This window comes from Bordetella muralis, from assembly GCF_054781015.1.
The window spans coordinates 500,194-522,483 of record NZ_BAAGVF010000002.1 but is presented as its reverse complement, the minus strand read 5'-3'; the positions used below and the strand labels follow the sequence as shown (position 1 = coordinate 522,483).

At 57.7% G+C, this 22,290-nt stretch carries 19 protein-coding genes; 7 read left to right on the top strand and 12 right to left on the bottom strand.

Translation table 11 applies throughout. The features are described 5' to 3' along the window. Positions 1–56: 56 nt before the first annotated feature. Genes ACYVIT_RS04470 through ACYVIT_RS04460 form a run of 3 tightly spaced genes read left to right on the top strand, consistent with a single transcriptional unit; the run spans position 57 to position 3,342 of the window. Complete coding sequence (locus ACYVIT_RS04470) at positions 57–1,415, top strand: amidase (RefSeq protein ID WP_415807637.1); 1,359 nt, start codon at positions 57–59, stop codon at positions 1,413–1,415. Then, a complete protein-coding gene (locus tag ACYVIT_RS04465; protein WP_415807638.1) occupies positions 1,412–2,305 on the top strand; it encodes a tryptophan 2,3-dioxygenase in 894 nt (297 codons plus the stop codon). The genes ACYVIT_RS04470 and ACYVIT_RS04465 overlap by 4 nt, the downstream gene beginning before the upstream one ends. After that, complete coding sequence (locus ACYVIT_RS04460) at positions 2,302–3,342, top strand: glutathione S-transferase family protein (RefSeq protein ID WP_415807639.1); 1,041 nt, start codon at positions 2,302–2,304, stop codon at positions 3,340–3,342. The genes ACYVIT_RS04465 and ACYVIT_RS04460 overlap by 4 nt, the downstream gene beginning before the upstream one ends. A 68-nt stretch (positions 3,343–3,410) precedes the next feature. Here the strand turns inward: ACYVIT_RS04460 and ACYVIT_RS04455 are convergent, their stop codons facing one another. Beyond that, the gene (locus ACYVIT_RS04455) at positions 3,411–4,361 is read right to left on the bottom strand and encodes a ring-cleaving dioxygenase (protein WP_415807640.1); all 951 of its coding nucleotides are present in this window, start codon (positions 4,359–4,361) and stop codon (positions 3,411–3,413) included. A 239-nt stretch (positions 4,362–4,600) separates the two neighbouring features. On the opposite strand from ACYVIT_RS04455, the gene ACYVIT_RS04450 reads away from it, so the two are divergent. Beyond that, a complete protein-coding gene (locus ACYVIT_RS04450) occupies positions 4,601–5,512 on the top strand; it encodes a LysR substrate-binding domain-containing protein (RefSeq protein WP_415807641.1) in 912 nt (303 codons plus the stop codon). 49 nt (positions 5,513–5,561) lie between these two features. Here ACYVIT_RS04450 and ACYVIT_RS04445 read toward each other — a convergent pair whose 3' ends face one another. From ACYVIT_RS04445 to ACYVIT_RS04420, 6 genes are read right to left on the bottom strand one after another with little or no spacing between them, the layout of a single operon-like run. Then, a complete protein-coding gene (locus ACYVIT_RS04445) occupies positions 5,562–6,806 on the bottom strand; it encodes an MFS transporter (protein WP_415807642.1) in 1,245 nt (414 codons plus the stop codon). Between the two features lie 49 nt (positions 6,807–6,855). Further along, positions 6,856–7,602, bottom strand: coding sequence for a peptidylprolyl isomerase (locus ACYVIT_RS04440; protein ID WP_415807643.1), 747 nt, complete (start codon positions 7,600–7,602; stop codon positions 6,856–6,858). A gap of 12 nt (positions 7,603–7,614) precedes the next feature. Beyond that, entirely contained in the window at positions 7,615–8,301 is a 687-nt protein-coding gene (narI, locus tag ACYVIT_RS04435; protein WP_415807644.1) for a respiratory nitrate reductase subunit gamma, read from the bottom strand. A 10-nt stretch (positions 8,302–8,311) separates the two neighbouring features. Continuing rightward, positions 8,312–9,025 carry a nitrate reductase molybdenum cofactor assembly chaperone gene (gene narJ, locus ACYVIT_RS04430; protein ID WP_415807645.1) on the bottom strand — a complete coding sequence of 238 codons (714 nt, stop codon included), beginning with the start codon at positions 9,023–9,025 and terminating at the stop codon, positions 8,312–8,314. A gap of 9 nt (positions 9,026–9,034) precedes the next feature. After that, positions 9,035–10,585 (bottom strand): nitrate reductase subunit beta, encoded by a 1,551-nt coding sequence (narH, locus tag ACYVIT_RS04425; RefSeq protein ID WP_415807646.1) that lies wholly within the window; start codon positions 10,583–10,585, stop codon positions 9,035–9,037. 16 nt (positions 10,586–10,601) lie between these two features. After that, a complete protein-coding gene (locus ACYVIT_RS04420; RefSeq protein WP_415807647.1) occupies positions 10,602–14,360 on the bottom strand; it encodes a nitrate reductase subunit alpha in 3,759 nt (1,252 codons plus the stop codon). A 397-nt stretch (positions 14,361–14,757) separates the two neighbouring features. On the opposite strand from ACYVIT_RS04420, the gene ACYVIT_RS04415 reads away from it, so the two are divergent. Together ACYVIT_RS04415 and ACYVIT_RS04410 are read left to right on the top strand one after the other, a co-directional pair. Then, positions 14,758–16,047, top strand: coding sequence for a hypothetical protein (locus ACYVIT_RS04415; RefSeq protein WP_415807648.1), 1,290 nt, complete (start codon positions 14,758–14,760; stop codon positions 16,045–16,047). Between the two features lie 142 nt (positions 16,048–16,189). Beyond that, the gene (locus ACYVIT_RS04410; RefSeq protein WP_415807649.1) at positions 16,190–18,307 is read left to right on the top strand and encodes a TonB-dependent siderophore receptor; all 2,118 of its coding nucleotides are present in this window, start codon (positions 16,190–16,192) and stop codon (positions 18,305–18,307) included. Here the strand turns inward: ACYVIT_RS04410 and ACYVIT_RS04405 are convergent. From ACYVIT_RS04405 to ACYVIT_RS04385, 5 genes are all read right to left on the bottom strand, one after another. Next, positions 18,298–18,903 (bottom strand): hypothetical protein, encoded by a 606-nt coding sequence (locus tag ACYVIT_RS04405; protein ID WP_415807650.1) that lies wholly within the window; start codon positions 18,901–18,903, stop codon positions 18,298–18,300. The two genes, ACYVIT_RS04410 and ACYVIT_RS04405, sit on opposite strands and share 10 nt — an antisense overlap. Continuing rightward, positions 18,900–19,490, bottom strand: a complete 591-nt coding sequence (locus ACYVIT_RS04400; protein ID WP_415807651.1) for a hypothetical protein — start codon at positions 19,488–19,490, stop codon at positions 18,900–18,902. Before ACYVIT_RS04400 ends, ACYVIT_RS04405 begins: the two co-directional genes overlap by 4 nt. Then, complete coding sequence (locus ACYVIT_RS04395) at positions 19,487–20,122, bottom strand: hypothetical protein (protein ID WP_415807652.1); 636 nt, start codon at positions 20,120–20,122, stop codon at positions 19,487–19,489. Before ACYVIT_RS04395 ends, ACYVIT_RS04400 begins: the two co-directional genes overlap by 4 nt. A gap of 139 nt (positions 20,123–20,261) precedes the next feature. Then, entirely contained in the window at positions 20,262–20,648 is a 387-nt protein-coding gene (locus ACYVIT_RS04390) for a DUF488 domain-containing protein (protein WP_415807653.1), read from the bottom strand. Positions 20,649–20,810: 162 nt separating this feature from the next. Continuing rightward, positions 20,811–21,470: a thiopurine S-methyltransferase gene (locus tag ACYVIT_RS04385; RefSeq protein ID WP_415807654.1), complete on the bottom strand. Its 660-nt coding sequence runs from the start codon at positions 21,468–21,470 to the stop codon at positions 20,811–20,813. A 330-nt stretch (positions 21,471–21,800) separates the two neighbouring features. Between ACYVIT_RS04385 and ACYVIT_RS04380 the strand changes: the two genes are divergently transcribed. Further along, positions 21,801–22,271, top strand: a complete 471-nt coding sequence (locus tag ACYVIT_RS04380; RefSeq protein ID WP_415807655.1) for a GNAT family acetyltransferase — start codon at positions 21,801–21,803, stop codon at positions 22,269–22,271. The last annotated feature ends 19 nt before the right edge of the window (positions 22,272–22,290 follow it).

Genomic DNA, 22,290 nt, shown 5'->3' with positions numbered 1-22,290 from the left:
TGCACGGCATCGAATCATCTTCGTCCGTCGGGAAAGAGACTCTCGGCCTGCGGCGTATGCACCAAGCCCTCGCAGCGCGAGAGATCACGGCGAGCGTATTGATAGAACAAACACTCAGGGCTGCAGAGGCTAGCCAACGCGCCGTCAACGCGTTTGCCACGATCGACCGGGACGGCGCGTTAGCGGCGGCATCAGAGAGTGACCGACGCTACGGCGAGGGGACGGCGCGACCTCTCGAAGGATTGCCGATTACGGTCAAAGACCTGATTGATACAAAGAACATGGATACATGTTATGGCTCGCAGGCATATCTCGGTCATCGTCCTGCCACTGACGCGGATATCGTCCGCTCACTGCTCGATTGCGGGGCGATCATCATCGGCAAGACCACCACGCATGAGTTCGCATGGGGGGTCACAACTGCCAGTGAGTGTTTTGGCGATACGAGAAATCCAATCGACCCCACACGGATACCCGGCGGCTCGAGCGGCGGTGCTGCTGCAGCGATCGCGTATGGTGCGGTGACTGCCGGCATAGGCTCTGACACTGGCGGTTCCGTAAGGATCCCTGCAGCGTTATGTGGTCTGGTTGGTTTTAAACCCACCCTAGGTGCGCTGTCCACGCGAGGCGTCTTTCCCTTGTCGCCCACTTGCGACCATGTCGGCTTGATGGGACGCGAGGTTGACGATGTGTTGTACCTGAGCGATGTACTGAATCCTCAAACTCCCCGAAGCGATGCGCCGTTATCGGCAAGATTGGGCGTGGTACGCGAGATCGCGCCTGTATCTCTGGCCACTGATGTCGCGATCCCTTTTGAGGCTGCAGTGCAGCGTCTGGAGCGAACGTTTTCATGCGTAGAACTGGATTCTGCAGATCTGTTCCATGGTGCATTCGATGCCTTTTCAAGCATCGTCTTGATTGAGGGTGGCGTTGAGCATTTCCGCCGTCATAGCTGGGAACGTATCGTCGCGAGCTACAGTCCGGAAACAGTCGACAGACTCAGACGCGCGCAAAAGACGGACATGCATGCATATGTCTCTGCCCAACAGGTCAAGGACCGACTCATCACGGGCCTTCATGAGGCGATGCATTCGATTGATTACGTCATCCTGCCCACCTGCCCATGCATAGCGCCTGCGCTGAATACAACGAGCGTCAACACCGGAAATTGGTCCGGTACGGTACGCGAAGCGCTGATGACCTACACCGCACCGTTCAACATCGCGGGATTCCCTGCGATTTCTATTCCGATACCCGTGCGGAACGAGTCCCTACCAGCGTCGCTGCAGATCGTCGCCAGGCCGGGAAATGACCGTGCCCTGCTGCACATTGCGCAACAAATCGAAGCGATCTTGCGCCACGGCGACACCATCGAACGCCAAAGCACACACTCAACCACGAGGAGACCCGCATGAATCAACCGATCACGCATTCCACCGGCATCACACCGGCAGGACAAACCCCTTACAGTGCATGGATACAGACGGATGTGCTTCACACGTTGCAGAACCCTGTCAGCCACCATCCCGGAGAACACGCGTGGATCACGTCGGTGCAAGTCTCGGAGCTGTACTGGATGCTGATCATCAAGGAAATCCGAACAGCCCAGGCACAGTTGAGAAAAAATGACATTACTCAGGCCTGCGACACACTGGAACGCGTCGTGGCGCATCACGAACCACTGAATGCGACGTGGAAATCCATCGCCTGGATGACCCCGGCCGATCTGCTGTCCATTCTTTCGCGTGCAGTGGCCAAGTACGGCCAGGATACTGCGTTGCAAGGATGGACTTATCGGCAAATGGTCTATCTGCTAGGCATCAAACAGCCTGAACACCTGCAGCACTTCATTCCTCAACCGGCGCGCTGGAAACAGCTGAACGATACGCTCGCCGAACCCAGCCTCTATGACGACATCCTGGCCTTTTTGCATCGCGCAGGATTTCCAATACCGGACATGACGGAACGAGATTACCGCGCCCCTTATATCCCTATGCAGGCGGTTGAAAATGCATGGCGCGAAATTTATGCCGACCCTGACAGATACCGTGACCTTCGAAGATTGGGCGAGACACTGGCCGATATAGCGGAAGGTTTTTCGACCTGGAAGCACCTTCACCTCATGGCCACTCGCCGCACATTCGGCCATCGCGCAGCCTACTTTGGCACCGAAGGCATAGCCTGGTTGCTGCCCACACTGCAAGAACTTCCTTTCCCGGAACTCTGGGCGGCGCGCAGCACCATGGGAGAGCCTCCTATGGTGTGTCCGCATATGTCCCGGCAGCCAAAAGGACAAGCAGCATGACGACGCATCAACTCGCCAAACTCGCCCTCGAGGCTCGTGCCCGGATGGCGGACCCTGCACGCAGTATCATCGTCGGCAATGACGCCAATCCTCGCCTCGAACTTTTTCACGCGGCAAGCTCTCTGTGTTCGCAGAAAGTACGAACCGTATTAGCCGAAAAACAATTACCTTATCGCTCGAACGATATGTTGATCCTCAGTTCAATGAGCGACGACGGACTTGTACCGGCAGAGCACTACCATCCGCCTTATGTCCGGCTCCGATTGATGGCGGGGCGCGAAATCGACAAACCGCTCGTCAATAGCTATAGCGGACGCACCTCTGTAGAAACAGAGGGTTTTGATCCCTGTGCGGTGCCGCTGCTGGTCGACTATGAAGCGGGTCGCGTGATCGCCGATTCGATGCGTATTTGCTGCTACCTGGACGAGTTGTCAGCCGTGCCGATCCGGCTGATTCCAGAGACTGAACAGACTCGCGCTGCGGCCATGCATCAGGCCGCCATTGTCGACAGGATTCCGAACGGTGCACTGCTCTATGGATTCCATCCTGAAGCCGATCGCCGGCCTGAAGCACTCCGGACGATGATGCAGACGGTGTACGATTACAAGACGATGGCACTCGAGTCGATGATCGTCGCCAATGCCGACGACATAGCGCTCGTTTCCGCCTACCGTGCAAAAATCATCAAAGAACGGGGCGGAAAGTCGGTTTGCCAAGATGCTGGTTTCCAACGCGCCATACACGGGCACGTCGCAGGACTGCTCCGGCAACTGAATCGAACCCTGATGTCAGGTGTCTCCCCCTGGATTGTCGGTAATTCCTTTACTTTTGGCGACGTAATGTGGGGCGTAAATCTGACCCGGCTCGCTTACCTGGGACTCGCGTCTATGTGGGAGGAACTGCCCGCGGTCAAGCTGTACGCCGATACGCTGATTCAACGCACCTCACTGCGTCGCGAAGCGATACAAGCCACGATAGATTCGCTGCCCTACTCCATCCATTTTGACGAATGGGTCCAACGGGCCAAACATTTATAGAGCCAAATAATCTCCCTCTTTCGTGTTGATAGAGGGAGATCTCGATTCGGCAAATCAGCAGGAACGGATTAAACAGAGATAGGTTCAAGGCGTGCCAATAACTCGTTCTTGCGATCGGCAAGCCAGGGAGGCAGTTGGAATTCTTCGCCAAAATGGCCTGGATTCTCGTCGATGGCAAAGCCAATATCGGTGGTAGCCGCCTCAAAGATCACGCCGCCGGGCATCTTGAAATACATTGACCGGAAGTAGTTCCGATTCACTGACTCCGATGTGTCGATGTAACCCAGAGCCATGAATTTTTCCTTGAGTTCCATCTGCTGATCGACGCTATCCACCGCAAAGGCCACGTGGTGCACGGTACCCTCGCCATAGACTGACGAGCCTTGCATTCGGTCGGGCTCATGTAGAAACGCCACCACCATGCCAGGTCCGCCGGTATGCGTTTCAAAACGATAGTACCCTCCCGATTGGCCGACAAGGCGGAAGCCGATTGCTTCGCTCATGAAGCGAACCGATTCGGCCACCTCGCGTAGCGACAACGTAATGCTGTGCACGCCTCGAACCGCATTCGCTTCGGGGATATCGCCAGCCACGCAAGGCGGTCGTTTATCCAGATCTGTCTCGACGAGATCGAACTCGATTCCGCATGGGTGATAGAAACGCTGGCGACGCTCATCAAAGCGCTCGACAATTTCCGCATCGTACCGAACGCTCATGCGATCGAAGCGACTACGCCAAAATTCAATCGATCCGCGCGGCACCGAGTAGTTGATAACGCGCACCTGGCCCGAGCCGGGGCGTGCCTGGACACCTCGCTGACGGAACGGAAATGAGGTCACCAGCGTGCCGGGATCGCCATTCGCATTGCCATAGTAAAGATGATAAATCGGGTCATCCCCATCTAGCAGAACAGTCTTCTTGACCAGGCTTTGGCCCAACAGTTTTACATAAAAATCCACATCCTCCTGGGCATGCCTGACGCCCGCAGTCAGGTGATGGAATCCTTTGATCATCGACATTTTTCTCTCCACATTGAATTGGCATTACAGAAACAGCATTAGGCTGCTCTTGTGCAATAGCTTAAGCACTTGAATTCGTTTGTGAAGCAGCTTGGCATGTACGCAAAGTTCAGCAAAATCGAACGACGTCCCGGAGGTTTGCCCTTATAGAACAGCCTCTGTCCATGAGGTAATATCGGCGTCCACTTACAGCTCCTTTGCGCGCGCCATCGTGACGATGGTAGAGGCAAACTCACGCCATGCTGGATCTCAAAGACGTCTATTTCTTTGTTCAGGTCGTCGACCGCGGCGGATTCACGGCAGCTGGCGAAACGCTGCAACTACCGAAATCGACACTGAGTCATCGCGTTAAGGAACTCGAGGCAATGCTGGGTGTCCGGTTGATCAACCGGACGTCAAGGCAGTTCAAGATGACCGAAGTCGGCGTGGAGTTCTATCAGTACGCCATGGCACTGCTACGCAGTGCCGAACTGGCCGAAGAAGCCATGCGGCAGCGGTTGACCGAGCCGAGTGGCGTCATTCGTGTGACGGTCGCCATCGAAATCGCGCAATTCGCATTACGCCATGTCCTGCCTACGTACTTATCGCAGAACCCGAAAGTCAACATTATTGAGACCGCGACGGACCGCATACTGGACGTCGTGGGCGACGGGTTCGATTTAGCTATCCGCGGGCACACAGGGCAATTGCAAGACTCCAATCTCGTGCAGCACCCCCTCGCGCGGACCCCTTGGTACCTGTTTGCCGGAACTGAATATCTTCAACGTACGCCGCCGCCGCAGCAGCCCGCAGATCTGGCGTCTCATTCGATCATTTCGCATGCCGGCAAAGCAGCCCAGCAATGGACTCTGCAGGGACCGGAAAAGCGGGTGGAAACGCTGTCGGTAGAGCCACGATTCCAGAGCAACAGCCTGATCTCGCTAAAAGAGGCGGCCTGCTCTAACATCGGTATCGCCGCGCTGCCGGGGTATATTTGCCAAGCCGAACTGAAGACGGGCGAGCTGCGCCAGGTGCTACCGGAATGGATTGCGGCAGATGCGCGGATTACAGCGTTAATCCCCTATCGCACCGGTTTGTTGCCAGCGGTACGGACGCTGGTCGACTATCTCGCGGTGGTGCTGCCGAAAGTGACGGAGTTCGAACGCGACTAACCGCAAGGCGATCAACTATCTGTACTTGGCAGCCCCTTCCGGATAACTGTTATCTGGACGCCGAAACGACATCCCCGGATAACTGCACTTTCTTGACCTCCGAGATATACATCACAATCAACGACACCCAGACGATGCCGTAAAGCAGCATGAAACAGCTGGACCGGATCGGCACCAGTTCGGCCAACACGCCGAACATCAGCGGCAACAAAAAGCCGCCCAGCCCACCGGCCAGCCCCACGATGCCTGTGACGACACCCATGTTCTCTGGAAAATCGTCGGCCACGTACTTGAACGTCGAAGCCATGCCAAAGGCAAACATCGCGCCCAGCACAAAGAGCAGCAACGTGAACAACCACACAGGCAAATAAAGATGAAATGCCGCCGGACCGTTCAAGGTCTTGATCGTCAATGTCGTATCCGGGTAAGACAGGACAAACAAGGCCATCCAAGCCACCCACAGGCACCACCACGTCATTTTGTGCGCACCGAAACGATCGGCCAGGCCGCCACCCACCGCGCGCAGCACCGCGCCAGGCAAGGAAAAGCCCGCGGCCAATGCGGATGCCGCCACCAACGTCAGCCCGTATTCGGCCTGAAAATACTGAGGAATCCACAACGAGAGCGCGGTAAAGCCGCCAAAGGTGATCGAATAATATTGGCAATAACGCCACACGCGGGGATTCTTCAGTATCTTGAACTGCTCGAGCAGTTTGCCGCCGGTTTTCCCGGCGCCGGGATCGGGTGCCGCCACAAACCAGAACATCACAGCAGTCACCAGCAAAGCAACCGCATAGATCTTGGGCACCATGCGCCATCCGTATGCTTCCAGCAACACCGGCGTCACGAATAAATTAACCGCAGCCCCAACGGTGCCCGCGCCAAAAAACCCCATGGCAAAGCCCTTGCGCTCGGCCGAAAAAAAACGCGAAACGTAGGGCGTCCCCACCGCGAACGATGCCCCGACCAGGCCTAGAAACAGGCCGATCACCAAAAACTGCCACAAGGCCTGCGCGTAACTGACCAGATAGACCGGAATCGCGCAGCCCAGCAGCAACACCGTCATCACGATGCGGCCGCCAAATCGATCCGTCCACATGCCCAGCGGCAAACGAAAGATGGCGCCGGTCAACACAGGTGTAGAAGTGAGCAGCCCAAACTCAAACGCATTCAGTCCCAGTTCCTCGCGGATGCGGATACCCAGTACGCCGAACATCATCCACACCACAAAGCACACCATGAACGCAAACGTACTGCTGTACAACACCGCATAGGCACGTGGATGGTTGCTCATCGCGTTATTCCTGTTCGATAGGTTCACATCACGATCAATTGAGTCCGGCTCACTGCAATAGTGGTGAATCCGCTCCGGAAATATCTACGCCCTCGATGCGGGCCTGCCCTACCAGCCACTGCAAATACTGGTGCGTCGCGCGACGCTCGGAAGCCTGCGTCAGCCAGGCGGCGATACGCTCGTGGACGGCGTCAAAAGTCATGAGCGAGCCCTCGACCTTGCGCCCGGTACGCACGACATGAAAACCATGGCGCGTCTGCACCAGGCGATTCAACAAGGTATGTGCGGGCATGGCGAACACCGTCTCTTCGAATTCGGGCAAGGTCTCGCCACGTCCGATATCCCCCAGCCGCCCTCCTTCTTGAGCAGACAGGCAATTTGAATACTGTCGCGCGTAATCTGCAAAGGTCTCTGGAGGCGCTCGATGCACCTCTTGCAAAACCTCGCCCGCGCGGGCGCGCAAGCGCTGCGGATCCACACGCGGCGTGAGTTGGAACAGGATGTGCCACACCTCGACCAGCGCGCCGCTGATGAAGCGATCTGCATTCTGCTCATAGTAGCGGCGGCAACTGGTTTCGTCTGCGACCGGTGTTTTCACCTCTGCGGCCAATACTGCCTGTATCGCGGCATCGTCACCGCCCTGCGCCAACCCCAACTCACGAGATCGCTGCAACAGCAACTCGCGCAACACCAACTCATGGGCTGCGCGCTGTACCGGGTCGGCGTCATTCTGATGGCGCGCCATTTCTGCCTGCACCTGGGCATCGCTGATCGAAACGCCGTTCACGACGATCATATTTACTCCCTGTTAACGCGAGCGTACGAGTTGCCATGCGCGGGTCAGGTATCCCACTGATGCAAAACCGCTCCAGACATGCACCAAACGCGTGAAAGGAAAGATCAGGAACAATGTCATGCCCAGCACCATGTGCACCTGATACACCCATGGCACGCCCACCATCACCTCAGCAGCCCCGGCACGAAAGGTCACGATCCGCTGCGCCCAATCGCCCAGCAACAACATCAAGGACCCGTCCTTGTGCTCGGCTGAGGTCAAGATGGACAACAGTCCCAGCGACAGTACGATCAAGATCCAGATGAGCGTCACCCAATCTGAAACGCGTGAGGTCGCTCTCAAGCGCGGCTCAGACATCCTCCTATAGATCAAAATCAACAAGCCAGCCAGACAGATCAGCCCCAGAATCGCCCCGACGACGACGGCCATCAGTTGCTTCGCTTCGGTGGACAAACCCAATGCGTGATATACCGCGGGCGGCGTCAACAATCCGAACAGATGCGTAAAGAACAGGGACAGGATGCCGATGTGAAACAGGTTGCTGCCCCAACGCAACGCCCCCCGTTTCAACAATTGGCTGGAGTCGCTTTTCCAGGTGTACTGGTCACGCTCGAACCGAGCCAGGCTGCCAAACAAAAAGATAGCCAGCGCAATATAGGGGTACACCGCAAAAAAGAAATGATGCAAATAGGCAGTCATGCGGGGCCCCTTATGACGAAGCAGAACCGGACACAGCCCGTACGCGCCGAGGGTCCGTTTCGTAAAAATGCACGGGCTGTGCCGTTTGCGTGCGCGCCCGCAGCGTGGGCTCGGACCCGTCTGCGTCCGGCCCGAACGTAATCATGGACTCATCCAGTTCCTCTGGTGCAGGATCTGGCAAGGGCTGCGGCACAGCAGAGGTCAGCTCGCGCAATACGGTGAACACCGATGCATAGGGGCTGCCGTATTGCGCCAGCTTGTCGCCGATGCGCGCCAGCACATGAATCGCATCGCCCAGCAATGCAGAGGCTTTTTCGGCAGGAATCTGTCCGAGAAACTCCAGGAACAGCGGCACATAGTCCGGCAGCTCCGAAGTATCCAATATCAATCCATGGCGCAAATACTCATCACGCAAATCGACCATCGCCTGCCCGCGATCGCGCGATTGACCGTGAATGTGCTCAAACAAATGCAGGGAATGCGCGGGCCGCCGATCAAACGTCGCCACGTATCGTTCCTGCACTTCGATCACGTCGTCCGTGTCGCCCAATGCCTCAAACAGCGGTGCCAGCTGCTCGCGCTGCGCCCCCGTCACGCTGGCCTGCAGTTCGGGTAATGCCGCCAACAACGCCTGATCGGGATAGGTCAACAATGCCGACAGTACGCGATACACCGATACCGGCGGCGCCGAGGACTCGCCAGTGTGGTTATGCTCGATCGTCATCATGCCCTCCTACCCCGAGACCTTGTCGCGCTGCACTTCCATGAACACCATTTTCTGGGCATCGCCGCGCGGCTTGCTGCCAAACAGGCTGCCCTCGGATGCTCCATCCGAGCAGCCATTGCCGAACGAGAACCCACAACCGCCCCGCATATCAAAGGCGTCCTCCGCATACTCGCGATGCGAGGTGGGAATGACGAACCGGTCTTCATAATTCGCAATCGCCAGATAGCGATACATTTCCTCTATTTCACTTTTGCTTAATCCCACCTGCTGCAAAATATCAGTGCGTTCCTGACCATCGACGGTACGCGCCCGCATAAAGGCCCGCATCGCCAGCAGACGCTCCAGTGCAAGCGCCACCGGCACCTCATCACCTGCCGTCAACATGTTGGCCAAGTAACGCAACGGAATACGCAGCGATTTCACATCGGGAATATCGCCAAACGCCCCTATGTGACCGCTATTGGCCGCGGCCTGAATCGGCGACAGCGGAGGCACATACCACACCATCGGCAAGGTGCGATATTCCGGATGCAAGGGAAACGCGATGCGCCATTGCACGGCCATCTTGTAGGTCGGTGAACGCTGCGCCGCATCCAGCCACCCCTGAGGCACCCCATCTGCCAGGGCTTGCGCAATCACAGCCGGATCATCGGGGTCCAGGAACACGCTGAGCTGCGCCTCGTAAAGGTCCTTCTCGTCTGCGGTAGCGGCCGCTTGTTCGATACGGTCAGCGTCATATAACAACACGCCCAAATAACGTATGCGCCCCACACAGGTTTCCGAACAGACCGTAGGCTGACCGGCCTCGATGCGCGGATAACAGAAAATGCATTTCTCGGCCTTGCCGCTTTGCCAGTTGTAGTAGATCTTTTTATAGGGGCATCCGGACACACACATGCGCCAGCCGCGGCACTTGTCCTGATCGACCAGGACGATGCCGTCTTCTTCGCGTTTATAAATAGATCCGGACGGACAGCTCGCCACACAGCTGGGATTCAAGCAATGCTCGCACAGACGCGGCAAATACATCATGAAGGTATTTTCGAATTGACCGTAAATATCCTTCTGCACGTCTTCGAAGTTGTAGTCCTGAGATCGCTTGGCAAACTCACCCCCTAGGATTTCCTCCCAGTTCGGTCCCCATTCGATCTTTTCCATGCGCTGACCGGTAATCAACGAACGCGGCCGCGCCGTGGGTGCGGCCTGTAATTCGGGCGCGCTCTGCAGATGATCGTAGTCAAAGGTGAACGGCTCGTAATAATCGTCGATCTCTGGCAGATTTGGATTGGCGAAAATATGCGACAGCAGTCGCAATTTGCCTCCTTGGCGCGGCTCGATTTTTCCCGAGGCGGTGCGTTTCCAACCGCCGTTCCATCGTTTCTGGTTTTCCCAGTCCTTGGGATAACCAATGCCGGGTTTGGTCTCGACATTGTTGAACCATGCATATTCCATGCCTTCGCGTGACGTCCATACGTTCTTGCACGTCACGGAACAGGTATGACAGCCAATGCACTTGTCCAGATTCAGCACCATGGCGATTTGCGCGCGTACTTTCATCGTTCGGCTCCAGTGCTCAGGCTTGAGGGGTTTCGGCATGGTCGGCACGTTCGCCTTCCAGCCAATCGATCTTGCGCATCTTGCGCACGATCACAAACTCATCGCGGTTCGAACCCACCGTGCCGTAGTAATTCAAACCATACGACTGTTGGGCATAGCCGCCGATCATGTGGGTGGGTTTGAGCACGATGCGTGTCACAGAATTGTGGATGCCGCCACGCGCGCCGGTGATCTCCGAGCCGGGCATATTCACAATTTTTTCTTGCGCGTGGTACATCATCGTCATGCCCTCGGGCACGCGTTGGCTCACCACCACTCGGGCAACGAGTGCACCGTTCTCGTTGTAGGCCTCGATCCAGTCATTGTCGACCAGGCCTGCCTTGACGGCGTCTTTTTCCGAGATCCACAAGATCGGCCCACCGCGCGACAGGGTCAACATGATCAGATTGTCGGTATAGGTGGAATGAATCCCCCATTTCTGGTGGGGCGTAATGAAGTTCAACACGATCTGCGGATTGCCATTGTCATGGCGGCCGTCTGTCATGCCCCTGAGCGATTTCGTATCGACAGGTGGTCGATAGACGCAGAGGGCCTCGCCGAACGCGCGCATCCAGAGGTGATCCTGATACAGCTGTTGACGCCCCGTGAGCGTGCGCCACGGAATCAACTCGTGCACGTTGGTATAGCCGGCAGTGTAGCTGACATGATCGGATTCCACGCCTGACCAGGTGGGCGACGAAATGATTTTGCGCGGCTGCGCTTGCAGGTCGCGATAGCGAATTTTTTCGTGTTCTCGAGGCAAGGCCAGATGCGTATGATCTCGGCCCGTCATGACAGAGAGCGCCTTCCACGCCTTGACCGCGACTTCGCCATTGGTCTCCGGCGCCAATGTCAGGATCGTCTCGACCGCATCGATGTCCGTATCGATGCGGGGCAATCCTTGGCTGACGCCTTCCTCTTGCACCTCATAATTCAGCTTTGCCAGCAGATCGCATTCTTCGCCAGCGGGCCAGTTGATTCCCTTGCCGCCCACGCCCAATTTGCGCGTCAAGGGTCCCAGCGAGGTGAATTGTTTATAGATCTCGGGATAGTTGCGTTCGACGACTGCGATGGCTGGCATGGTCTTGCCCGGGATCATCTCGGCCTGACCGCGTTTCCAATCCTTGACACCAAAAGGGTCGCCCAGCTCTGCAGGGCTATCGTGCTGCATGGGCGTCAACACCACGTCTTGCGATGCCGGCAACTCGGCCTTTGCGATCTCGGAAAAAGCGCGTGCAATGCCTTTGTAGATTTCCCAATCGCTGCGAGATTCCCAGACAGGATCGACGGCGGCCGAAAACGGATGAATGAACGGATGCATATCCGAGGTATTCAGATCGTTTTTTTCATACCACGTGGCCGTGGGCAACACCACATCGGAATACACACAGGTCGTAGACATCCGAAAATCGAGCGTGACCAGCAGGTCCAATTTCCCGCGCGGCGCCTCGTCGTGCCAGGCCACCTCTTGCGGCTTGTCGCCGCCCGTCTCGCCCAGGTCTTTACCCTGCACGCCATGTTCGGTGCCGAGCAGATGCTTGAGAAAATACTCATGCCCCTTTCCTGACGAGCCCAGCAGATTGGATCGCCACAAGAACATATTGCGCGGATAGTTGTCAGGATGATCCGGATCCTCGCAAGACAGCTTCAAACGTCCGTCTCGCAGCGCCTGCACCACATAGTCAGCGGGCGATTGTCCTGCCTCGCGGGCATCGCGGGCGACTTGCAGCGGATTGGTCTGCAACTGCGGAGCCGATGGCAACCAGCCCATGCGTTCTGCACGCACATTGAAATCGATCAGCTCGCCCTGGAACGTGTCGGGCTCGGCCAATGGCGAAAGGATTTCAGAGACCTTCAGTTTTTCGTAGCGCCATTGATCCGTGTGCGCATAGAAAAACGAGGTGCCGTTCATGTGACGTGGCGGACGGCACCAGTCCAGGCCAAAGGCCAAGGTGGTCCAGCCTGTCTGCGGGCGCAGCTTTTCCTGGCCCACGTAGTGGCACCACCCGCCGCCTGATTTCCCGACACAGCCACACATCACCACCAGATTGATGATGCCGCGATACGCCATGTCCATGTGATACCAGTGATTCAGGCCGGCTCCCAAAATCACCATCGACTTGCCCTGCGTCTTGTCAGCTGTCTCGGCAAACTGCCGCGCCACCGTAATGACGTCCTCACGTTTGACGCCAGTGATACGCTCTTGCCACGCAGGGGTATACGGCACGTCATCGTCGTACGACATCGCGACGTTCGCGCCCCCCAGACCTCGGTCCAGTCCGTAATTGGCCATCAGCAGGTCGTACACCGTCACTGCCAATACCTCGCCCTCGACGGTCTGTACTCGCCGCACTGCCATGTTGCGCTCCAGCACCTCGGGATGATCCGTGCCCTGGAAATAGTCGTGCTGACGCCCGCCAAAATACGGGAACGCCACCGGCACCACTTCGTCATGGCTACCCACGAGCGACAGGCGCAGCGGCAGGGGATTCCCATCCGCGTCTTTGGCGTCCAGATTCCATTTGCCAAGATCTCCGCCTTCCTTCTGCCCCCAACGAAAGCCTATCGATCCATTCGGCGCGACCAGATCGTCCGTCGCGTCATAGCAGGCCACGGTCTTCCATTCGGGATTATTGGTTTGCCCCAGACCATCGGCAAAGTCCGAAGCGCGTAACATACGCTCAGGCACATGGCGCGTGCCCTGGCGCACCAGTCGCACCAGGAACGGCATGTCGGAATACTGCCGGCAGTACTCGCGGAAATACTCGCTCTTTCCCTCGAGGTGAAATTCTTTGAGAATCACATGCCCCATGGCCAACGCCAGTGCAGCGTCGGTGCCCTGCTTGGGATGGAGCCACACATCGCCGAATTTCGCGCCCTCGGCATAGTCGGGAAAAATCGACACGATCTTCGCGCCGCGGTAGCGTGCTTCGACCATGAAATGCGCATCCGGCGTACGCGTCTGGGGCACGTTCGAGCCCCACATCATGATGAAGCTCGAGTTATACCAATCCGCGGATTCGGCCACGTCCGTTTGTTCGCCCCAGGTCTGGGGGCTGGCGGGCGGCAGATCGCAATACCAATCGTAGAAGCTCAGAATCGTGCCGCCCAGCATCGATAGATATCGACTGCCCGCAGAAAACGACACCATTGACATGGCGGGAATAGGCGAAAACCCGATGATGCGATCCGGTCCATAACGCTTGATCGTGTGGACGTTGGCCGCCGCAACCAACTCGTTGACCTCATCCCAGGTGGCCCGAACAAAGCCTCCCAGACCCCGTACGCGCTTGTACTCGTCTGCGAGGCCTGGTGTCGTACAGATATGCTCCCACGCCGCCAAGGGCGCCATCGTCTTGCGGGCCTCGCGCCACAGCCGAGCCAGGCGCCCGCGCAGCATGGGATATTTGATGCGGTTCGCGCTATACAGATACCAGGAATACGATGCGCCACGAGAACAGCCGCGCGGTTCGTGATTCGGCATGTCGGCACGGGTACGGGGATAGTCCGTCTGCTGAGTTTCCCACGTCACAATGCCGCCCTTGACGTAGATCTTCCACGAACAGGAGCCCGTGCAGTTCACGCCATGGGTCGAGCGTACGATCTTGTCATGCTGCCAGCGATCCCGATACGCTTTTTCCCAACCCCGGTCTTCGTGGACAACGGCGCCGTGGCCGTCCGAGAAGGACTCTTTGGCGCGCGTAAAGTATTTGAGGCGATCGACGAAATAGCTCACTGTCAGGCTCCTGGCGTTATTGGGAAAGCAACAACATGCTCAGGAGCTAGGGTGGAGGCCGAAAGCGTCTGCACGAGAGAAATGCCATCGAAACGTCCTTATCGACGATCAAGCTGCAAGCAAAACGTTACTACCGTACTGTGTACGATAAATGACGTCAAGATTCGCAATATTTAACAAGAATCACCATTACTGGTAGAAATATCGCTTTCTGAGCAACAGGATGACGATAAAGCCCCCTACCGCCCGGATACGGGCGCCGACCCATTGAAAGATTGATAACGATCAAGCGCGCAGCATTTAGTCTCGCGCCGGCCCTAACAATCCGATCAAAAAAGATACAGTTTTGCGCAGTGAGGGCTTGCTAAGCTTGCTGGCTTCACAGAGAGGAACCAGCATGCAAGGGATCACCGCACCGTTTGCACTGACCTTTCGCCTATGGCGGCGCTTTTGGCCGCAATTGGTCGCCCTCGTACTAGTCGGCAGCCTGGCCCACGCGCTCCTGCTGCGCTTGGCGGTCCATACCGGCTTCGCAAACCATATGGCCGGCCTGGCGGTGTTGACGCTCGTGGCCCTGGCCCAGCTGGTGGTCACCGTGACGATGTTTCAGATGTTGCTGCCGGGCCTGCCTGCGATACGTGCTGCCCAGGAGGCCGCGCGCGGCGATGCCGCACCAGACTCGAACTCGCGCCGATTTCTGTCCGCCGTGTCCGTAGCCCTGCTGCCCTTTTTTGCCTACTACGCCGCCTGGGGATTCCTGGGCGATACCGTGAGGCAATACTCTCGTCTCGCTCTCAGCCTGGACCCGATGGGACAACACGGCATGATTCTGGACGCCCTGGATTCACGCTGGCTATTGATTTCGGTCGCCATCTCGTGGCTGGTGCGCAAGCTGGCACTGCGATGTCAGAAAGCGACGGGACGCCCCTTCTGGCAGATCGTCGTGGTGATCTGTGAGACCAACTGGATCCTGGTCGGTCTGTATGTCATCAGCCGCTGGAAAGACCAGCTCTGGGCCTGGATCGCGACCCATTCCGTGTGGGAAAACCTGCTGTCCTTCCTGAATGTATTGCTCACGCCCATTGCCACGGCCTGGGCGGCAGCCACGGACAACGGCCCGCCCATCCCTGTCGAAGACCTGGTCGACACCCCGGGCAAACTGCTGGTGAGCCTGTTTTTCTATGCCTTGCTGCCCGTGGTCTGGTTGGTGATGACCGCCTTGGTGTACGGCTATGATGTGCGCAATGATCAAGAGCTGCTGCGATCCCATCGCCGCATCGAGCGTTTCGGAGAACGCTACCAAGCCATTCCGAAATTTTTGCGCGACTTCCTCGCGCACTTCATCGGCGGATACCGGTCGCGTTATCTGCCGGTCGCCAACAGCGTGCGGCTGACACTGAATGCCGGCGTACTGCTGTTGATCACCTTGATTGTGGGTTACCGCCTGATTGATTGGTGCAGCGTTCAGTTATGGATCATCGGCGGCCGCCTGATTGGGCCGCTGGATATTGATTCGGCTCAGGTGGTCGCCCAGGGCTTGACCTTGTTGCTTGGCAGCCCGTTTCGGGATTCGTCTACAGGCATTTTGATCGAACCGTTGCGGATATGTTTTCTGGTGGCGATTCTGGAAACAGCATTTGCCCAACCTCTGCGACGCAACGCATCCCCTGCCGGACAAGCTGCCTGATCGCGCTTTCGGCGATTCCCTGACGGCCTGTCGACAGGGCCCTCCTCTTGTCTCGAAAACAACAATTCGAAAAAACAATAATGGAAATGAGAATCATAATTATATAATATCCATGCCGGTCACCTATCTAAGAAGAATTCTCATGTGCCACGCAGGTCCTCGAAAGCTGCTCCCCTTTGTCCTGTGCGCCGGTACGCTGATCCCCCTGCCGCTCGCTGCGCAAGACGCTGACACCACGACATTGGCACCCGTCATCGTCCAGGGTTCGGATGACGGCGAGAACGATCTGGCCACCGCGCCCGTATCCAACGGCGCATTGGGGACCCGCAATGCGTTGAATACGCCTTTTTCCATCACGTCGGTCGGCGAAGAGGCGTTGGCCGACCGCCAGGTGTCGTCGTTAGGCGAAGTCTTCGCGCGCGACGCCAGTGTGATCGCGGTAGGCAACAGCTATAACAGCCGGCCGTCGACTCTGGTGGTGCGTGGCCTGCAACTGGATGCCTTCAACAGCTACAAGATCGACGGCATGTCCATCGTCAACTATGGCGTGGAGCTACCGCTGGAACAGTTCGAACGCGTGGACCTATTGAAAGGTCCTGGCGGATTTATGTACGGATTCGGTTCACCGGGAGGCATCGTCAACTACGTCACGAAAAAGCCGACCGAAGATTTTCTGGCCAGTGTTGATGTGGGCTACCGGTCAGACAGCATTTTTCAAGAACATGTGGATCTGGGCGGACGCGTAGGGCCGGACAAGCGTCTAGGCTACCGCCTGAACTACACGCATGAGCAAGGCGATACCTATAACGATGGCAGCATCAACCGCGACTCGTTCTCGCTGGCGCTGGATTTGCGGCTGACGCCGGATCTGCTCTGGACATTCGAAGGCCTGTATCAAGACCGCGACACCGACGGCACCGTGCAGGCCGTCTCGCTGTCAGCGGCGCGATATACAGGCAACGGCCTGCCGGATACCATCAGTGGCCGTACGCAATTGTCGACCAATGGCAGCGGCTATCACGCAGTCAGCAAATTCGCCAAAACGGGACTGCAGTGGAAGTTTGCGCCCACATGGACGGCGTCCGTGGACTACAGTTTCAGTCAGGCGATTCGTACCTACAAAGAAGAAACCCTGAATCTGCTGAATGAGGCAGGCGACTATGACGACTACATGTACGATCAGAAAAATGCGTACCGTTTTAACCAGCTGCAAGCGATGGTCCAAGGCCAATTCGCTACCGGGTTTCTGACGCATGAGGTGGTGCTGGGCGCCGCCACCCAAACGCAGGCCAACGATTTCAATTCGAATGGATTTTACGGGTCGATCGGCTACGGCAATCTCTATGACGGCGCACGTCCGTCGCCCTACAACGGATCGCGGACGCCTCAAATGTACCGTGGTGCGGAATACGAGCAGGATGCCTTGTTTGCCAGCGATACGATCAGCATAGGCGAGCATTGGTCGCTATTGGCCGGCGCGCGTTATATCTCGTACCGCCAGCACAGTATCAATGCCGCAGGGGTCGCAGGCGAAGCCTACAAAAAACATCCTCTCACTCCGACTTTCGCGTTGATGTACAAGCCCGCTGCAGGAACCACGGTATATGCCAGCTATGTCGAGTCCTTGGAACAGGGCAGCACGGTGGGCAGTCAGTATGCGAATGCGGGCGCAACCCTGGCACCTCTCAAGAGCAAGCAGTACGAATTCGGCATCAAGACGGCGCAAAGCGATTGGGGCGCCTCCGCCGCGCTGTTTCGCATCGAACGCGGAACCGGCTACGTGAACAACGCCAATGAATATGTGCAGGATGGCGAGGGGCGCATTCAAGGGCTGGAACTGGCCGGCAATGTCCGCGTGGCGCGCGATTGGGATCTCCAGGCCAACGCCATGTGGCTGAGCGCAAAATACCAGACCGGCAATGCCGCCTTGGAGGGCAATCGTTTGCCGGGCTCCGCGCGCTTTATCGCATCGGGTCAAGTCACCTATGCCCTGCCCGCGATGCCGGGGCTCAGTGTGGCTGCCGGCGTGAAATACATAGGATCGTCCAACCTCGATTCGACCAATAATCTGACCGTGCCCAGCTATTACACCGTGGATCTGGGCGCGGTATACCGTACGCGGATCGCCACCAAAAACGTGGTGCTGCGCGCCGCTATCGATAACCTGACCAATCGCCGCTACTGGTATTACGTGGGAGAAAACAGCATCCTGCCCTCACCGTCGCGCACTGTCAGCCTGAATGCCCAGGTCTATTTCTGATTATCCGGCGGCTTGACCTGGATCAACTGTGGCGGTTGTGCGAAGCGTAGATAGCGAGGTTGCTGCGGCTGCAGCGTCACTGCGACTCTGAGCGAGTCGGCCACATCGCGGGGCGCGAGAAACGCCTCGCGCACACGCACGGTAGAGCCGGCCTTTGCGCCCGACATATAGATCGTCGTCGTGCAGGGTCTCGCTTCCGAACGAGGCAGGCGCATGGCCTCTGTCGGGGCCCAACGCCGGCCATCGGGACTTTCCAGGGAAATCGTGCATCCACGCCAGTTCTTGGCCAGATCCGCGTCCTGCACCTGTACTTCGAATTCCGCCAACATCCCCATCGCCCCCTCGGGAATGTCTTTGCCGGCGGGGACCGGCAACATACGGAATTTGCTCAGTTTCCATTGCGAGCCACCGAAATCACCGCTGCCGTTGAGCTCAACATCTTGTGCCAGACGATCCCGGCTCACCCACCATGCACTGATCGACTCATAGGCGGACACACCGATAAGCAGGGGCAACAGCACGATCAACGCATAAAGACTGCGGCGGCGCCAGCGCTTTTCGTCGGCATCTACCGGACCGTCGCTGCGCCCGTTCATGGTTGGGCTCCCTCCAGTCGATTGAGAGAAACCAAGTCTGTGACTTCCAACGCCCCATTCGCTGCCCGCGGCAAATCGTCCAATGCGATATGGGCCTCGGCATCCAGGCGCGGCGGCAGCCCTGACGGCCACACGACCAAGGTCGCATCGCCCACCTGGTCCGGCCGAATCTCGAACAGAAAACGCCCGAATGTGGACAGACCCGGATCCAACCGGATGGGCGTCATATGGGGCGGGTTCACGGCGCGATCGGATTGCTCGTAGCGCAGCCCTTGCGGCCCATCCCAAAAACCTCTCGTGATGGACATCGATTCCGAACGCGCCGTCAGGCTGGCTGTCACAATCGCCCACAGTCCCGATGTCGTGAGCACCACGTCTTTACCGATATACCGATACGCGATTTTCCGGGCAAATTGCACGCGCTGCACCTCGATATCGAACAGCCGCGTCGATGCGGTCTCGTGCATGCCGGCACGCACCGGGATCGCGCCCGTCAATTCGTCATAGCGCGGCGTGGTGCGCTGCATCGCGAACAATACGGCAGCGGCGATCAGAATCAGCGCCAATGTCGCCAAACGCCGCTTCACGAAGTTCGCTCCGTCGAGCCGGCAGCCGATGGCGCGGCTGGGGGTGTGCGAATGGCCGGTGCTGCGGCGGTGTCCAACGGCAAGGTGAATTGTCCAATCACTTTCGGGTTGGTCCACAAGGGCGTGCCATACAGGTTATCGACTGGTTTGTAGGTCTGGGCGATAACTTCTATCGGCATTTTTTCCGGCAGCGACACCGAGCCGGACAATACCCAGACGTAGGCCACGCGTTCAGGCATGCCAGGATGCAGCAGCGGTATCAGTTTTGAATCGCGCAATAGCGCCACATCAGGATTTTCGGGTTTGGCGCCCGCGGGCCATTTGGGTTTGAGCGTATCGTTGTACGCGCGGCTCGACGATGCCGAGCGATTATTCAAATCGACTTCCACGACCAGGGCTTGTTGCCCTGGCTGCACTCGCACGCCGTAGACGCGTTCGTCTTTGCTGATCCAGACGCGATGCGGCACCACCTGCCAGCGGCCGGCATCGATTTGCGCACCTGCTGGATATTGCGTCACGGGCGCAACAGCCCCCGCACCCATGATGGTGTAGACCGTCGCCGTGCAGACTGCCACGGTAGAACCCACCCCAGTGGCAATCCTTGTTTTGAGTTTGCCGAGTGCTGGACGCATCCGCGCTCCCGTATCAACGTGCGTAGATTGGGTATTGCCGAAAGTCCGAAATCGTAGCCGCCCTCGCCGCGCGAGAATCTTGCAGTTTTGTTTCTATACGTACAGCATTATTTCTTGCTGCAGTGCATGGTACGTCGACCTAGGCGAAAACGGCGCCTCGATCGGCGAGCAACTGGCGCAATACACTGCGATGGCAGCGATTTTCGTCCTCGCAATAGCACCCCACAGAGAAATCCGTCGTCGCAGACAGCGCCGCCAACACATCGAGCACCTTGGCCGCGTCGCCATGATCCAGCTCGGCGTGCATCTTGCGAGCGACCGTGCGCCATTGCGCGTCCGTGGTCACGGCCAGTGCTTGCGTGACCAGCTCGGGGCTGGGAGACAACGTAGGCAGCCAGACATCGTAGTAATTGCGGCTGGCGAACTCGGCTTTCGGCACACCGCGCGGCGGACGCCGCACTGTCCCGATGCGCAACCCTTCGCCTTCGACACGAGGCGACCCCAATCGCACGATACGAACACTCATGATTCCCTCCGTCGCCTGACTGCCTCATCGAATCGAGGTGTTACGCCTCGACCACGGCCTGATCTCGGTCCCGGTCCCCGTCCAGGTCCAGGTCTGGATCTCGGTCCCGGTGTGGGTCTGCGCCATGCTCCGGCACGACATCGACCGGAGTATCGGGCGCTACTATGCTCGCCGCTGCAGCCGATATACCAGAGTATCCAATTTTGCCAGGCCACGCTCTTTGAATTTTGGCTCCTTGTCCAGAATATCGCGCCGGTCGATCAGCGTCGCGTCAGAATGTCCGGCATAAATCGCCTGCACCTCGGCATCGCCCACGGAAAACGGAGGCCCTTCCATCTGGCTTTGATCGTAGTCCAGGGTGATCAACAGCGCGCGATAGGCATCAGACAACTGCCCGTAAACGTGCTTCGCATAGCGTTCACGCATATCCTCGGGCAGCGCCACCAATGCCGCGCGATCATAGGCACCCACGCATTCACCGAGCACATCCGCATCCAACGCGAAAATATCGCCGCAGTAGATCTCGATATTGCCGGCAGCGTAATACCGTCCTTGATCGGCGTCGCGCACCGTGGGCGTCAGATTGTTTTCTGCAAAAAACTGCTCCACGGCCAGCGACGACAATTCAACGCCCAATACCTGATGCCCCTGCTCGGCCAGCCACACCATATCCAAAGATTTCCCGCTCAACGGCACCAGCACTTTGCTGTCTGGCGGCAATTCCAGCGTAGGCCAATATTTCGCCAACAACGGCGTCACGCGTGTTTGATGAAAATGCGTACGCCCATCACGCCAGCGTTCCAGCCAAAATTCTGCGTCCATCCTGATGTCCCTGCTCCAAGTGTTCTCGATATGGATATTATTGTAGAAACAAACGAGGTGCGGCTCTCCCTCTGTCCGATTCGGGCTTTCACAAACCACAATCGTCCGGTATGCTCTTATGTATGGACAACACATACGCCAGCTTCTGCGACTCGCATTCGCGACGAACGACTCGACGATTTCGTTGAGTGGCTTTGTCTTGTCCTGACACCGTAATGGGTGTCCCCCTCAAAGGCCACGATACCGCGTGGCCTTTTTGTTGTGTAGTGCGTTCCTCGCCCCGGGGTATCCGAATTGGCCTTTGTTTTTTCAACGTTGAAGGAACAAAGTGTGAATCCGACCGAGTTTTCAATCCGGACCTACCAACCCGCTGACGCGGATGCCGTCGTGCAATTATGGACAGCCTGCGGCCTGACACGGCCGTGGAATGATCCCTACAAAGACATCGCTCGCAAACTCACCGTGCAACCCGAGATGTTTCTGGTGGGAACGGTAGGCAATACCATTGTGGCGGCAGTCATGGGTGGTTATGACGGCCATCGCGGCTGGGTGAACTATCTGGCTGTCGCGCCTGACTATCAGCGGCGCGGCTATGCCGCGGCATTGATGCAGGAAATCGAGCAGCGGCTGCTGGCCCTGGGCTGCCCCAAAATCAATCTGCTCGTACGTGGCGGCAATACGGCGGTGGTGGCGTTCTATGAAAAGCTGGCTTTCAAACAGGATGATGTCATCAGTTTGGGCAAGCGACTCATACCCGATATGGCCCCCTTGCCAGCGGCTGCGGCGGTCACTAGCGGCTAGCGGCTACGCGTTCGTACGC